The organism is Streptomyces sp. NPDC002536, assembly GCF_053594995.1.
In genome coordinates this window covers 1-12,651 of record NZ_JBSFWU010000152.1, presented here as the reverse complement: position 1 = coordinate 12,651, position 12,651 = coordinate 1, and the positions used below count along the sequence as shown (strand labels likewise).

The following is a 12,651-nucleotide window of genomic DNA, read 5'->3' as shown; positions in this document are numbered from 1 at the left end:
CAGCTGGTCCGCTGCGCTGCTGTTGCCGTTGATCGCAGGGCGATAGCGGCCGGCGGTCGGCCCTCGATCTCATCGGGATTTCATCGCTTCCTGGCGGCTGTCCGGCGTTTCTGCGGCCGTGCCGAAGAAAAGGATCAGTAGGCCGAGTTCACGTTGTCCATCGAGCCGTAGACCTTGGCCGCGTAATTGCAGGCGGCGGTGATGTTGGCGACCGGGTCGTAGATGTTCCAGGACGTGCCGTCGACGTGGTACGCCTTGAAGGTCGGGTCGATCACCTGCAGCAGGCCCTTCGAGGGGGTGCCGGCGACAGCGTTGGAGTCCCAGTTGTTGATGGCGTTGGGGTTGCCCGTCGACTCCCGCATGACATTGCGGTAGATGCCGTTGTAGGTGCCCGGGATGCCCTTGGCGGCCATGATGTCCAGGGCCTGCTTGATCCAGCCGTCCAGGTTGTTGGCGTAGGCCTTGGGGGCCGGGGCTGCGGGGGCGGCCTCGACCGGCTTGCGCTCCTCGGAACGGCTCGCGGCCTGCTGCTCGGCGCGCTCCTTGTCGGCCTTGGCCTTCGCCTCGTCGTCGGCCTTCTTCTTGGCCTCGGCGGCGGTCTTGGCCTGCGCGGCGGCGGCGTCCGACTGCTTGTTCAGCTCGTCCTGCTGGGTCTCGCCGAAGGCCGAGGTGTTCCAGGCGACCTCCTTGACACCGATCGACTGCGCGTCGCCCTTGGCGTCGGCGGTCGGCACGAGCGCGAAGGCCAGAGCGGCGGCACCCGCGGCGGCGACGCCGGCGGCGGAGAACTTGTGGACCTTGGTCAGGCGGGTATAACCAGAGATGGGGGAGCGCATGAGTGAGCTGAACCTCTTCCGATCGCGTGAGCCGCAGCGGCCGTTTTTTGGGCTGAAAAAACAGCGCCGCGTCTCTCGACGGCGCCGTGCGACGGGGGAAATTCTTAGCGCTCGCAAAATGCTGTGGCAAAGGTGTGACGTACTATCCCGCTTCGTTGCGGAGGGGGCTGCCGGCGCCCCGGCGAACCTGTCCGGTCCCTGTGCGCACCGCCGCTTACGGCGGACTTATGCGTCCACTAGGCGGCTTCGTAAGTGATCTGCGTCCCATGAGCGGGCTCACACCGGGACCCCCGGGGGTTCACCCGGTGTGAGCGCTGCAGTGCATTCCGTGGAGACGGTCTCAGACCTCCACCAGCACCTGGTCCAGGCTCTTGCGCACCAGGTCCGGCACCTCGCAGTCCGCCGCCGGATAGCCGACGGGGATCACCGCGAAGGCCTTCTCGTTCACCGGCCGCCCCAGCACCTCCGCCAGGAACCGCATCGGACTCGGCGTGTGCACCAGCGCAGCCAGCCCCGACAGATGCAGCGCCGAGAGCAGCATCCCGACCGCGATGCCGACCGACTCGTCCACGTAGTAGTGCTTGCGCCGCTCGCCGTCCGCGCCGAGCCAGTAGCGCTGCTGGAAGACCACGATCAGCGCCGGGGCGTCCGTCAGGTGAGGCTTGACCTCGTCCGTGCCCAGCGGGCGCAGCGCCGCCAGCCACTCCTCGCCCAGCCGCCCCTCGTAGGAGACGCGTTCCTCCTCCTCGGCGGCCGCCCGGATCCGCCGCCGCACCTCCGGGTCCTTCACCAGCACGAACGTCCACGGCTGCTGGTGCGCCCCGGACGGCGCAGTGGCCGCGCACGCGATCGCGTCCCGCACGACCTGATCGGGCACGGGGTCGGCGGAGAACCGCCGGACGGTCCTGCGCCGGTCCATCCGCTCCCGCAGCTCCGCGGCCCGGACGAGGGACTCGGCGGCGGGCATCCGCGCGGGCCGGTAGGGCACCGGCCGGTAGGGCTCGCCATGGATGGGTGTCCACTGCATCGGTGACGTCATGGCCCGAGTCTGGCCCGCGCGGGCCTTTCGGCCTAGGCCCCGGGTCCCGGCCGCAGGCCGCCGCCGGTCCGATCCCTCCCGCCGTGACCCGTGGGTACGGTGAGGCCATGACCACTGGCCCACGCTCCGGACTGACCGCCGTGAGCAGCGCCCTCCTCGCCATGAGCCGGCATCTGGAGGTGCGCGACGTCCTGCACACGATCGTCGCCTCGGCCCGCGAACTCCTCGACGCCGAGTACGCGGCGCTCGGCGTCCCCGACGACCACGGCGGCTTCGCCCAGTTCGTCGTGGACGGCATCAGCGACGAGCAGTGGAAGGCCATCGGCCCGCTGCCCCGCCAGCACGGCATCCTCGCCGCCATGCTCCGGGAGGCCACCCCGCAGCGCCTGGCGGACGTCCGCCTCGACCCCCGCTTCGAGGGCTGGCCCGCCGCCCACCCCGACATGTCCGACTTCCTCGGCATGCCCGTCGCCGCCGACGGCGACGAGATCCTGGGCGCGATCTTCCTGGCGAACAAGCGCTGCCCCAAGCCGGCCGGCGGCTGCGGCTTCACCGCCGAGGACGAGGAACTGCTGCGCGTCCTCGCCCAGCACGCCGCCATAGCCCTCACCAACGCCCGCCTCTACGAGCGCAGCCGCGAACTGACCATCGCCGGGGAACGGTCCCGCCTCGCGCACGAGCTGCACGACGCCGTCTCCCAGAAGCTCTTCTCCCTGCGGCTGACCGCCCAGGCCGCCACCGCCCTCGTGGACCGCGACCCGGCCCGTGCCAAGGAGGAGCTGCACGAGGTCGCCCGGCTCGCCGCCGAGGCGGCCGACGAACTGCGCGCCGCCGTCGTGGAGCTGCGCCCCGCCGGGCTGGACGAGGACGGACTCGTCGCCACCCTGCGCACCCAGATCAAGGTCCTCGACCGGGCCCACACCGCCCGCGTCACCTTCACCTCCCGCGGCGTACGGGCCCTGCCGGCCGCCCAGGAGGAGGCGCTGCTGCGCGTGGCCCAGGAGGCCCTGCACAACGCGCTGCGCCACTCCGGGGCCGGCACCGTCGAGGTCACCCTGGCCCGCTGCGGCCAGGGCGCGGCCCTGCGGGTGGCGGACGACGGGCAGGGGTTCGACCCGTCCGCCGTCCGCCGGGCCGGACGGCACCTGGGCCTGGTCTCCATGCGGGACCGGGCGGGCGGGGTCGGCGGCAGGCTGACCGTTGTCTCGGAGCCCGGCAAGGGCACCACGATCGAAATGGAGGTGCCCGGTGGCTGAGAACCAGGGGTCCGGCTGGGGGTCCGGGGGTCAGCCCCCGGGGAAATGCAGCATCAGGGTGCTGCTGGTGGACGACCACCAGGTGGTCCGCCGGGGGCTGCGGACGTTCCTGGAGGTCCAGGACGACATCGAGGTGGTCGGGGAGGCCGCCGACGGTGCCGAGGGCGTGGCCCGCGCCGAGGAGCTGTGCCCCGACGTCGTCCTCATGGACGTGAAGATGCCGGGCATGGACGGGATCGAGGCGCTGCGCAAGCTGCGGGAGCTGGAGCACCCGGCCCGGGTGCTGGTCGTCACCAGCTTCACCGAGCAGCGCACCGTGATCCCCGCCCTGCGGGCCGGGGCGGCGGGCTACGTCTACAAGGACGTGGACCCCGACGCGCTCGCCGGCGCCATCCGGTCCGTGCACGCCGGGCACGTCCTGCTGCAGCCCGAGGTGGCCGGGGCCCTGCTGTCGCAGGACGAGGGCGGCAACGGGCAGGGGAGAGGCAATGCGCTCACCGAACGGGAGCGCGAGGTGCTGGCCCTGATCGCGGACGGCCGGTCCAACCGGGAGATCGCCCGGGCCCTGGTGCTGTCGGAGAAGACCGTCAAGACGCACGTCTCCAACATCCTCATGAAACTCGACCTCGCCGACCGCACGCAGGCGGCCCTCTGGGCCGTCCGCCAGGGGCTGGGCGCCTGACGGGGGCCGTAGCGGAACGTCACGTTCTGATCGGCGGTTCATGCGGTCGTGTGATAACCCGTCCGGGGGCGCAACTCGACCGGCAGCGGCCCGTTCTCCATGGCGTAACCGCGGCGGCTGGCCGTGGCGAAAGCTCCAGGAAGGCTCAGGAAGAGTGAAGAACATGAAGAAGGCCGCTGCTGTCACCATCGCTGCCGGTGGCCTCGCCCTCATGGGTGCCGGTATCGCCTCCGCCCACGGGCAGGGCGGGCACGTCGGCGCGCTCGCCGAGGCGAAGAACTCCCCCGGTGTCGTCTCGGGCAACGTCCTTCAGGTGCCCGTCGAGGTTCCGGTGAACGTCTGCGGCGACACGATCAACGTGGTCGGCGTGCTGAACCCGGCACAGGGCAACCTCTGCGTCAACGAGTAAGAGCGCTCCGCAGCTCGACTCGTCCGCCGGTCGTCCCCGCTCCCTCCCAGGGCGGGGCCGACCGGCGGATTCTTTGGGGGAGTCAATCGTCCGAATGAGGGCAAATGCCGCCTACGGCCGTGCCGTCGGCGGCGTGGTGGCGTTCATCAGTGCACGGCCCCCATGGCTGGGGTCGACAGGTCTCAGCACAAAGGAAGACACCTTATGAACAGAGCCACGAAGGCCGCCCTCGTTCTGGCCGCAGCAGGCGCCGCCGTCACCGCTTCCATCGGTAGCGCCCTCGCCACCGATGGCGGGCCCGGCGGTGCGGGTGCCATCGGCGTCGCGAAGGGCTCGCCCGGTGTCGTCTCGGGCAACGTCATCCAGGTCCCGATCCAGCTCCCGATCAACCTGTGCGGCAACAGCATCGACATCGTGGGTCTCCTCAACCCGACCTTCGGCAACACCTGCATCAACGCGGAGCCCGAGGAGCACCACACGGAGATCCGCCACATCCACCACCACGAGCACCACGAGGGCCGTCACCACGAGGACCACCACGAGGACGAGGACTGACCTCCACGGAACTCCGTCGGCACACAGGGCGAGGCCCCGCGGACCATCGGTCCGCGGGGCCTCCCGCTGTGCTCAGTGCCTCCTGCGCTCCCGCTCCTCCACCGGTGCGTTGTACGCGGCCACCTGGGCCCGCCGGGCGGTGCGCTCCACCGGCCGCAGCGCCGCGGCGCGCGCCGCGATCTCCGAGGCGCTCACCGCGCCGCCGTGCTCCCGGCCCTCGCGGTCCCCGGGCTCGTACGCGATGGACACCAGCGCGCCCACCCGCTGCGCCAGCTCCAGCACCCGTACCGCACGCGGCGGATAGCCCGGGGCGAGCACCTCGCGCCCGGCTTCGGCCCGTGCCCGGTAGGCCTCCAGAGCGGCCTGCGCCACCGGCCCCGAACCGGCCACGTCGAGCCGGGTGAGCACCTCCGTCGCCTCGCGCAGCGCCTCGGCCAGCTCGCGCTCCGCCTCTCCGAGCGAGGGCACGTCCGCGGGCGGCGCCTCCCGCACGGGCAGGCAGTGCCAGACCACCTCCACGTGCACATCGCCCGCGGGCCCGGCCTCGGACACCTCCGGCACGAGCCCGAGCGCCACACCCGAGACGACGACCGCCTCCTCGGCCTCCATGGCACGGGCATTGAACTCCGGCGGCCCGCTGAGCCCCAGCGGGTGCCCCGGCACCGGCAGTGCCAGGCGCAGCCCGGTCGCGCCGAGCGCCCGCAGCCGGCCGAGTGCGAGGGTCAGCCCGACGGGCCCGGATTCCCCGGGCAGTCCGGCGACGCGGTGGACGGAGTCGTCCCCGGTGATGTGGTGTGCCGCATCATCGGGCGCGACAAACCCGGCAAGGAGGGCATTTCCCCACGCGGCGAGCCGCCCTGAGCGATGTTCAACGAGCATGGCCCCAGCCTAAGGACTGGCACCCTCGACCGGTGGCGTAGGTTTTCCTTGGGGGCTGCGCCCACAGGCGCAAGCGACGATCGAGACTGCAATGGGAGACAACGCGCTCATGAGCGAAGTGCTGGAACTGGTGGACGTATCCGTGGTCCGCGAGGGCCGGGCTCTGGTGGACCAGGTCTCCTGGTCGGTCAAGGAGGGTGAGCGCTGGGTCATCCTCGGCCCCAACGGCGCCGGCAAGACCACCCTCCTCAATGTCGCCTCCAGCTACCTCTTCCCGACCAAGGGCACGGCCACGATCCTCGGCGAGAAGCTCGGCGCCGTCGACGTCTTCGAGCTGCGCCCGCGCATCGGCGTGGCCGGCATCGCCCTCGCCGACAAGCTGCCGCGCAGCCAGACCGTGCTGCAGACGGTCCTCACCGCCGCCTACGGCATGACCGCCACCTGGCAGGAGGACTACGAGGAGGTCGACGAGCGGCGCGCCCGGGCCTTCCTCGACGTGCTCGGCATGACGGACCACCTGGACCGGAAGTTCGGCACCCTCTCCGAGGGCGAGCGCAAGCGCACCCTGATCGCCCGCGCGATGATGACCGACCCCGAGCTGCTGATGCTCGACGAGCCCGCCGCGGGCCTCGACCTCGGCGGCCGCGAGGACCTCGTCCGCCGCCTCGGCCGCCTCGCCCGCGACCCCCTCGCGCCCTCGATGCTCATGGTCACCCACCACGTCGAGGAGATCGCCCCCGGCTTCACCCACGTCCTGATGATCCGTCAGGGCAAGGTGCTCGCCGCCGGCCCCATCGAGCTCGAGCTCACCTCCCGCAACCTCTCCCACTGCTTCGGCCTCCCGCTGGTCGTCGAGCGCAACGGAGACCGCTGGACCGCCCGGGGCCTGCCGCTCTCCTGACCCCGGTCCGCCCGGTCACGGCCCGCGCTCTGTCCCAGGCGCGGGCCGCACGCCTACCATGACCACGTGGACACATGGGTGTGGTGGCTCGTGGCCGCCGTCGGGCTGGGCATTCCGCTGATCGTGACCGCGCTGCCCGAGTTCGGCATGCTGGCCGCCGGAGCCGTCGCCGCCGCCGTCACCTCGAAGCTGGGCGGCGGCACCGTGATCCAGTTCGTGGTCTTCGCGGTCGTCTCCGTCGCCCTCATCGCCGTCGTCCGCCCCATCGCCAACCGGCACCGCGACCGGCGGCCCGAGCTGGCGACCGGCATCGAGGCCCTGAAGGGCCGTCAGGCGACCGTGCTGGAAAGGGTCGACGGCGCCGGAGGCCGCATCAAGCTCGGCGGCGAGATCTGGTCCGCCCGCTCCTTCGACACCGACCGGAGCTACGAGGTGGGCCAGCACGTGGACGTCATCGAGATCGACGGTGCGACAGCCGTGGTGATGTGACCGGGATGTACGCCCAACGCCTGCACTCGGGCACGGGATCTGAAAGACTCCGCATCACGATCAAAGACCGCGATCAACGACCAAGGCGTGGGGAGCCCCGATGGAACCGATCATCATCGTCCTGATCATCCTGGTGGTGCTCGTCTTCATCGCCCTCATGAAGACGGTCCAGGTCATCCCGCAGGCCAGCGCCGCCATCGTCGAGCGCTTCGGCCGCTACACACGCACCCTCAACGCCGGCCTGAACATCGTCGTCCCCTTCATCGACTCCATCCGCAACCGGATCGACCTCCGCGAGCAGGTCGTCCCGTTCCCCCCGCAGCCGGTGATCACCCAGGACAACCTGGTCGTCAACATCGACACCGTCATCTACTACCAGGTCACCGACGCCCGGGCCGCCACCTACGAGGTCTCCAGCTTCATCCAGGCCATCGAGCAGCTCACCGTCACCACCCTGCGCAACATCATCGGCGGCATGGACCTGGAGCGCACCCTCACCTCCCGCGAGGAGATCAACGCCGCCCTGCGCGGCGTCCTCGACGAGGCCACCGGCAAGTGGGGCATCCGCGTCAACCGCGTCGAGCTCAAGGCCATCGAGCCGCCTACCTCCATCCAGGACTCGATGGAGAAGCAGATGCGCGCCGACCGTGACAAGCGCGCCGCCATCCTCACCGCCGAGGGCATCCGCCAGTCCCAGATCCTCACCGCGGAGGGCGAGAAGCAGTCCGCCATCCTGCGCGCCGAGGGCGAGGCCCGCGCCGCCGCACTCCGCGCCGAGGGCGAGGCCCAGGCGATCCGCACCGTCTTCGAGTCCATCCACGCGGGCGACCCCGACGAGAAGCTGCTCTCCTACCAGTACCTCCAGATGCTCCCCAAGATCGCCGAGGGTGACGCCAACAAGCTCTGGATCGTGCCCAGCGAGATCGGCGACGCCCTCAAGGGCCTCAGCGGCGCCGTCGGCAACTTCGGCCCGATGGGCGGCGCGAAGCTGACCAAGGAGACCCCGCGCCGCGAAGAGCCGCCGATCGACTGACCAGCGCAGGCGCTTCCCCCGGCCTCCTCCGTGATCCATGATCAGTGCGGCCCCCCGACCTCTCACGGCGGGGAGGCGACACACTGATCAGAAGGAGATGGCCTTGTCCATCTGGGAAGCACTCGCGGTCTTCGCCGCCGGCATCGGCGCCGGCACCATCAACGTCATCGTCGGCTCGGGCACCCTCCTCACCTTCCCGGTGCTCCTCGCCACCGGACTGCCGCCGGTCACCGCCAACGTCTCCAACACCCTCGGCCTCGTCAGCGGCAACATCAGCGGCGTCGTCGGTTACCGCCGCGAACTGCGCGGCCAGGGCCGCCGCATCGCCCTCTTCGGCACCACCGCCCTCGTCGGCGGCCTCACCGGCGCCGTCCTGCTGCTCGCCCTGCCGTCGAAGGCCTTCGACACCATCGTGCCGGTCCTCATCGGCCTCGCCCTCGTGCTCGTCGTCCTGCAGCCCCGCCTCGCCCGCGCCCTCGCCCGCCGCCACGAGCGCAACGGCACCACCGCCCCCACCGACGGCGGGCCCGCCCTGCTCATAGGCCTCCTGCTGGCCGGCGCCTACGGCGGCTACTTCGGGGCCGCCCAGGGCGTCATGTACCTCTCGCTCATGGGCCTGCTGCTCAGCGACCACCTGCAGCGCATCAACGCCCTGAAGAACGTCCTCGCGCTCATCGTCAACGGCGTGGCTGCGCTGTTCTTCCTCTGCGTCGCCCATTTCGACTGGCAGGCCGTCCTGCTCATCGCCGCCGGCTCCACGCTCGGCGGCTGGCTCGGCGCCAGGATCGGCCGCCGCCTCCCGCCCACCGCGCTGCGCGGAGTCATCGTCGCGGTGGGCATCGTGGCAATCGTCCAGATGCTGCTCAGGTAGCACCTGAAGGGGCGCGGGGCTGTCACTCCCCCAGCTACCGCTGGGAGGTACCCCCAGCGGTTCCGCCGCGTGGGCGCGAACAACCCCCACCGGCCCGCTGCCAAAGCACTCACGCCACAGCCGGAAGCCAGTCCCCCTCCTGCAGGCCGAGCGCCAGCACCAACGCACCGGCGGGCGTCGGCTCGAACGGACGGCTCAGCAGCCGCATCCCCGCCTGCTCCGGAGTGCGGTCCGCCTTGCGGTGGTTGTCCGCCGCACAGGCGGCGACCGTATTCAGCCAGGTGTCCTGGCCCCCGTGCGACCGCGGCACCACATGGTCGACCGTGGTCGCACGCTGCCCGCAGTACGCGCACCGGTGCCGGTCACGCACCAGAACCCCGCGCCGCGACCACGGCGCCCGTTGTCGGAACGGCACCCGTACGTACCGGCAGAGCCTGATCACTTGGGGCACCGGTATCTCCACCGCCGACCCGCGCACCCGCAGCCCGGGATGCGTCCGTTCCACAACGGCCTTGTCCTGCAGGACGAGCACCACCGCACGCCGCAGTGAAACCGTCGACAACGGCTCGAAACTCGCATTGAGCACCAGCGTCTCCCGCATCCCGTCCACCTCCCGGACCGCTCTTCACCCCCGCGGCAAAGATGGCTCAACTCTGCCGGGGCAGTGGGTCGGGAACAACGCAATTTCGTTACGGGAAAGGGAAGTTGATCGTCATGGAACGTCGGCGTGAAGAGGCGGCGGCGCATGGGGAAACGGGGGAACGCTCCGGGCCCTTCCCCCGTGCGAAACGCGGGCCCGGAGCGCACAGCAGCAGACGCGGTCACCCGGTCCCGGAGAACCGGCCTCCGGCAGACGGCCGGCGCACGGCACACGCACGCCCCGCCGCCCCCGCCACTGCGGTGTCCGCTGCCCGACGGCCCGTGAAGAAGCCGTCAGCCATGCACCACTGTGCGATCCGGAGCAGCGGGGCGCAACGGAATTTCCGGCCGCCGCAGCCCGCGAACGGCCGTCAGCCGGCCGCGGGGTTCTCGTACTCGCCGATCAGCTGCGCCCGGGCCAGTGCGTGGAACCGCAGGTTGAAGCCCACGACCGCCGGCGAGACGGCCTCGTCCGGCCCCAGCTTCTCCTTGTCCACCGCGTACACCGTGAAGACATAGCGGTGCGAACCATCCCCGGGCGGCGGCGCGGCACCGCCGAAGTCCCGCGTCCCGTAGTCGTTCCGCACGTGCACCGCGCCCGCCGGCAGCCCCTTCATCTCCCCGCTCCCGGCACCCGCAGGCAACTCGGTCACGTCCGCCGGGATGTCGAAGAGCACCCAGTGCCAGAAGCCGCTCCCGGTCGGCGCGTCCGGGTCGAAGCACGTCACCGCAAAGCTCTTCGTGCCTTCCGGGAAGCCCTCCCAGCGCAGGTGCGGCGAGACGTTGCCCCCGCTGAAGACCTGATCGCTCCTGAGCGTCGCCCCCGGGCTCACGTCATCACTGACCACCGTGAACGACGGCACCGGCGGATGGAAATCGTGGGGCAGCGGCCGCCGGTTCTGCTCGGATACGCCTGACACGCAGGACACCTCCTGTACGCGCGGGTAGATGAAAGTGCCAGCCTAACGAGGGCATGTCGGTAACGGCTGCGACCATACGAGGTGTGCATCGAAGTGTGTATAGAAGTGTCATGCGCGCACTGACCGCGCTCCTCGCCGGAGCCGTGCTGCTGCTCCTGCCCGCCTGCTCCTCCCACAGCAGCCACAAGGCGGACAAGTCCCCGTCCACGTCCCACTCCCGTACGACGGCGCCTCAGCAGCCGTCCGGCGGAACGCCGTCGTGGGCCAAGGGCATGAAGACCGTCACCGAGGACAAGCTGCCCCCCGAGGCACGCCGTACCCTCGAACTCATCAAGAAGGGCGGCCCTTTCCCGTACGACAGGGACGGCATCGTCTTCGGCAACTACGAGAACCAGCTGCCCAAGCAGACCCGTGGCTACTACCACGAGTACACGGTCCCCACCCCGGGCGCCGGCAACCGTGGTGCCCGCCGCATCATCACCGGCAGCCACGACGAGCGCTACTACACCGACGACCACTACAAAACCTTCGAGGCGGTGGTGCAATGACCGGCCCCCTGCCCGCTCCAGGGCTCCCCGCACTCCTCAACGGACCCACCCGGCCGGGCGTCTACCGGCTCCCGCCCACCGATTCCCCCGCCCACGTCGCCGTGGCCGCCGCCGAGGCCGACTGGCGGGTGGCCCGCCTGCGCCTCGAAGGCGTCCAGGACAAGACGGCCTTCCTCGAGCGGTGCGCAGCCGAACTCGACCTCCCCGAGTGGTTCGGCCGCAACTGGGACGCCCTCGCCGACTGCCTGATGGACCTGTCCTGGTGGCGCGAGACCGGCAAGTTCCGTGGCTACCTGCTGATCGCCGAGGACTGGGACGCCTTCGCCAAGGCCGTCCCCGGCGCCGCACGCACGGCGGAATCGGTGCTCGCCGACGCGGTGGACTTCTGGGCGGACCGGGAGGCGCCCCTGACCGTCCTCCTGTCGTGACGGCTCCGGCGAGGACCCGGCGGGGCGGGCCCCTCGCGGCATACGGATGCCGCGCGCGCCCCGCCGGGTCACCGGAGTCCACTACGCTCGAGCGGCATGATCCCCGCGCCTGACCGCACGCCGCTCGACCGGGACTTCTTCGACCGCCCCGTCCTGGAGGTCGCCCCGGAACTGCTCGGCCGCACCCTGGTCCGTACGACCCCCGAGGGGCCGATCGAGCTCCGCATCACGGAGGTCGAGGCCTACGCGGGAGAGGCCGATCCGGGCTCGCACGCCTACCGCGGCCGTACCGAGCGGAACGCATCGATGTTCGGACCCCCGGGCCATGCGTATGTCTACTTCATCTACGGCATGTGGTTCAGTCTCAATCTCGTATGCGGCCCCGAGGGCACCGCGAGCGGTGTCCTGCTGCGCGGGGGCGAGGTGACCCGGGGCGCGGACCTCGCCCGTAAGCACCGCCCCAAGGCCCGGGCCGACCGCGAGCTCGCCCAGGGCCCGGCCCGCCTCGCCACGGCACTCGACATCGACCGCTCCCTCAACGGCACCGACGTCTGCGCAGGCCCGGGAGCCCCGCTCGGCATCCTCGCCGGCCACCCCGTCCCCCGGCCCCGCATCCGCAGCGGCCCCCGCACCGGGGTCGGCGGCGACGGCGCGGCACACCCCTGGCGCTTCTGGGCCGACGGCGACCCGACGGTCAGCCCCTACCGGGCCCATGTGCCGCGCAACCGCGAACGGAAGACGGAGCAGGGGACGGGCCAGGGGACGGAGAAGACGCCACGGACGAGCCGCGCTTGAGCGGTGCTTGACTCCGCGGCCACGAGGGCCTAACGTAGCCCGAGCCGCTTGAGCCGGGCTGCGCCGTCGTGCGTGTCCGATGAGCGGCACAATCACTACTCACGAGGAACTCCCCGGATCGGGGTCCTGTTTCGCTGTGCCGAAATAGGGATTCGATCGGCTCGATTATGAGCGGGACGGGAAATCCGCTAACGTAGTGGCCACCCCCCTCCGACGGGGAATCGGAAACGAATTCGAGCCGGGAACGGCACGGAAAAGGATCTGATAGAGTCGGAAACAACGAAGGGAAGCGCCCGGAGGAAAGCCCGAGAGGGTGAGTACAAAGGAAGCGTCCGTTCCTTGAGAACTCAACAGCGTGCCAAAAGTCAACG

16 protein-coding genes are annotated in these 12,651 nt (G+C 70.9%); 11 read left to right on the top strand and 5 right to left on the bottom strand.

Annotated features, from left to right (window positions below; all coding sequences use genetic code 11):
- Positions 1 to 134 precede the first annotated feature (134 nt).
- Positions 135 to 836 carry a transglycosylase SLT domain-containing protein gene (locus ACWD4B_RS33045; RefSeq protein WP_451424227.1) on the bottom strand — a complete coding sequence of 234 codons (702 nt, stop codon included), beginning with the start codon at positions 834 to 836 and terminating at the stop codon, positions 135 to 137.
- Positions 837 to 1,176: 340 nt separating this feature from the next.
- Positions 1,177 to 1,875, bottom strand: coding sequence for a nitroreductase family protein (locus tag ACWD4B_RS33040; RefSeq protein WP_390777415.1), 699 nt, complete (start codon positions 1,873 to 1,875; stop codon positions 1,177 to 1,179).
- Between the two features lie 107 nt (positions 1,876 to 1,982).
- Between ACWD4B_RS33040 and ACWD4B_RS33035 the strand changes: the two genes are divergently transcribed.
- The 4 genes from ACWD4B_RS33035 (at position 1,983) to ACWD4B_RS33020 (ending at position 4,777) form a co-directional block, all read left to right on the top strand.
- Positions 1,983 to 3,131 (top strand): GAF domain-containing sensor histidine kinase, encoded by a 1,149-nt coding sequence (locus ACWD4B_RS33035; protein WP_451424226.1) that lies wholly within the window; start codon positions 1,983 to 1,985, stop codon positions 3,129 to 3,131.
- Complete coding sequence (locus ACWD4B_RS33030) at positions 3,124 to 3,813, top strand: response regulator (RefSeq protein WP_451424225.1); 690 nt, start codon at positions 3,124 to 3,126, stop codon at positions 3,811 to 3,813. The genes ACWD4B_RS33035 and ACWD4B_RS33030 overlap by 8 nt, the downstream gene beginning before the upstream one ends.
- A gap of 154 nt (positions 3,814 to 3,967) precedes the next feature.
- On the top strand, positions 3,968 to 4,222 hold the full coding sequence (locus tag ACWD4B_RS33025) for a chaplin (RefSeq protein WP_451424224.1): 255 nt from the start codon (positions 3,968 to 3,970) through the stop codon (positions 4,220 to 4,222).
- A 204-nt stretch (positions 4,223 to 4,426) separates the two neighbouring features.
- A complete protein-coding gene (locus ACWD4B_RS33020) occupies positions 4,427 to 4,777 on the top strand; it encodes a chaplin (protein ID WP_451424223.1) in 351 nt (116 codons plus the stop codon).
- Positions 4,778 to 4,849: 72 nt separating this feature from the next.
- Here the strand turns inward: ACWD4B_RS33020 and ACWD4B_RS33015 are convergent, their stop codons facing one another.
- Positions 4,850 to 5,656: a hypothetical protein gene (locus ACWD4B_RS33015; RefSeq protein WP_451424222.1), complete on the bottom strand. Its 807-nt coding sequence runs from the start codon at positions 5,654 to 5,656 to the stop codon at positions 4,850 to 4,852.
- 91 nt (positions 5,657 to 5,747) lie between these two features.
- On the opposite strand from ACWD4B_RS33015, the gene ACWD4B_RS33010 reads away from it, so the two are divergent.
- The 4 genes from ACWD4B_RS33010 (at position 5,748) to ACWD4B_RS32995 (ending at position 8,950) form a co-directional block, all read left to right on the top strand.
- Complete coding sequence (locus ACWD4B_RS33010) at positions 5,748 to 6,557, top strand: ABC transporter ATP-binding protein (protein WP_171085808.1); 810 nt, start codon at positions 5,748 to 5,750, stop codon at positions 6,555 to 6,557.
- A gap of 66 nt (positions 6,558 to 6,623) precedes the next feature.
- Complete coding sequence (locus ACWD4B_RS33005) at positions 6,624 to 7,046, top strand: NfeD family protein (RefSeq protein WP_451424221.1); 423 nt, start codon at positions 6,624 to 6,626, stop codon at positions 7,044 to 7,046.
- 100 nt (positions 7,047 to 7,146) lie between these two features.
- Positions 7,147 to 8,079, top strand: a complete 933-nt coding sequence (locus ACWD4B_RS33000) for an SPFH domain-containing protein (protein ID WP_336412347.1) — start codon at positions 7,147 to 7,149, stop codon at positions 8,077 to 8,079.
- Positions 8,080 to 8,182: 103 nt separating this feature from the next.
- Positions 8,183 to 8,950 carry a sulfite exporter TauE/SafE family protein gene (locus ACWD4B_RS32995; protein WP_451424220.1) on the top strand — a complete coding sequence of 256 codons (768 nt, stop codon included), beginning with the start codon at positions 8,183 to 8,185 and terminating at the stop codon, positions 8,948 to 8,950.
- Positions 8,951 to 9,059: 109 nt separating this feature from the next.
- Here ACWD4B_RS32995 and ACWD4B_RS32990 read toward each other — a convergent pair whose 3' ends face one another.
- Together ACWD4B_RS32990 and ACWD4B_RS32985 are read right to left on the bottom strand one after the other, a co-directional pair.
- Positions 9,060 to 9,551: an HNH endonuclease gene (locus tag ACWD4B_RS32990; RefSeq protein WP_451424219.1), complete on the bottom strand. Its 492-nt coding sequence runs from the start codon at positions 9,549 to 9,551 to the stop codon at positions 9,060 to 9,062.
- A 409-nt stretch (positions 9,552 to 9,960) separates the two neighbouring features.
- Complete coding sequence (locus ACWD4B_RS32985; protein ID WP_451424218.1) at positions 9,961 to 10,509, bottom strand: YbhB/YbcL family Raf kinase inhibitor-like protein; 549 nt, start codon at positions 10,507 to 10,509, stop codon at positions 9,961 to 9,963.
- Between the two features lie 110 nt (positions 10,510 to 10,619).
- Between ACWD4B_RS32985 and ACWD4B_RS32980 the strand changes: the two genes are divergently transcribed.
- From ACWD4B_RS32980 to ACWD4B_RS32970, 3 genes are all read left to right on the top strand, one after another.
- Positions 10,620 to 11,057, top strand: coding sequence for a ribonuclease domain-containing protein (locus ACWD4B_RS32980; protein ID WP_451424217.1), 438 nt, complete (start codon positions 10,620 to 10,622; stop codon positions 11,055 to 11,057).
- A complete protein-coding gene (locus ACWD4B_RS32975) occupies positions 11,054 to 11,485 on the top strand; it encodes a barstar family protein (RefSeq protein WP_451424216.1) in 432 nt (143 codons plus the stop codon). The genes ACWD4B_RS32980 and ACWD4B_RS32975 overlap by 4 nt, the downstream gene beginning before the upstream one ends.
- A 96-nt stretch (positions 11,486 to 11,581) precedes the next feature.
- Positions 11,582 to 12,280, top strand: a complete 699-nt coding sequence (locus ACWD4B_RS32970; protein ID WP_451424215.1) for a DNA-3-methyladenine glycosylase — start codon at positions 11,582 to 11,584, stop codon at positions 12,278 to 12,280.
- The last annotated feature ends 371 nt before the right edge of the window (positions 12,281 to 12,651 follow it).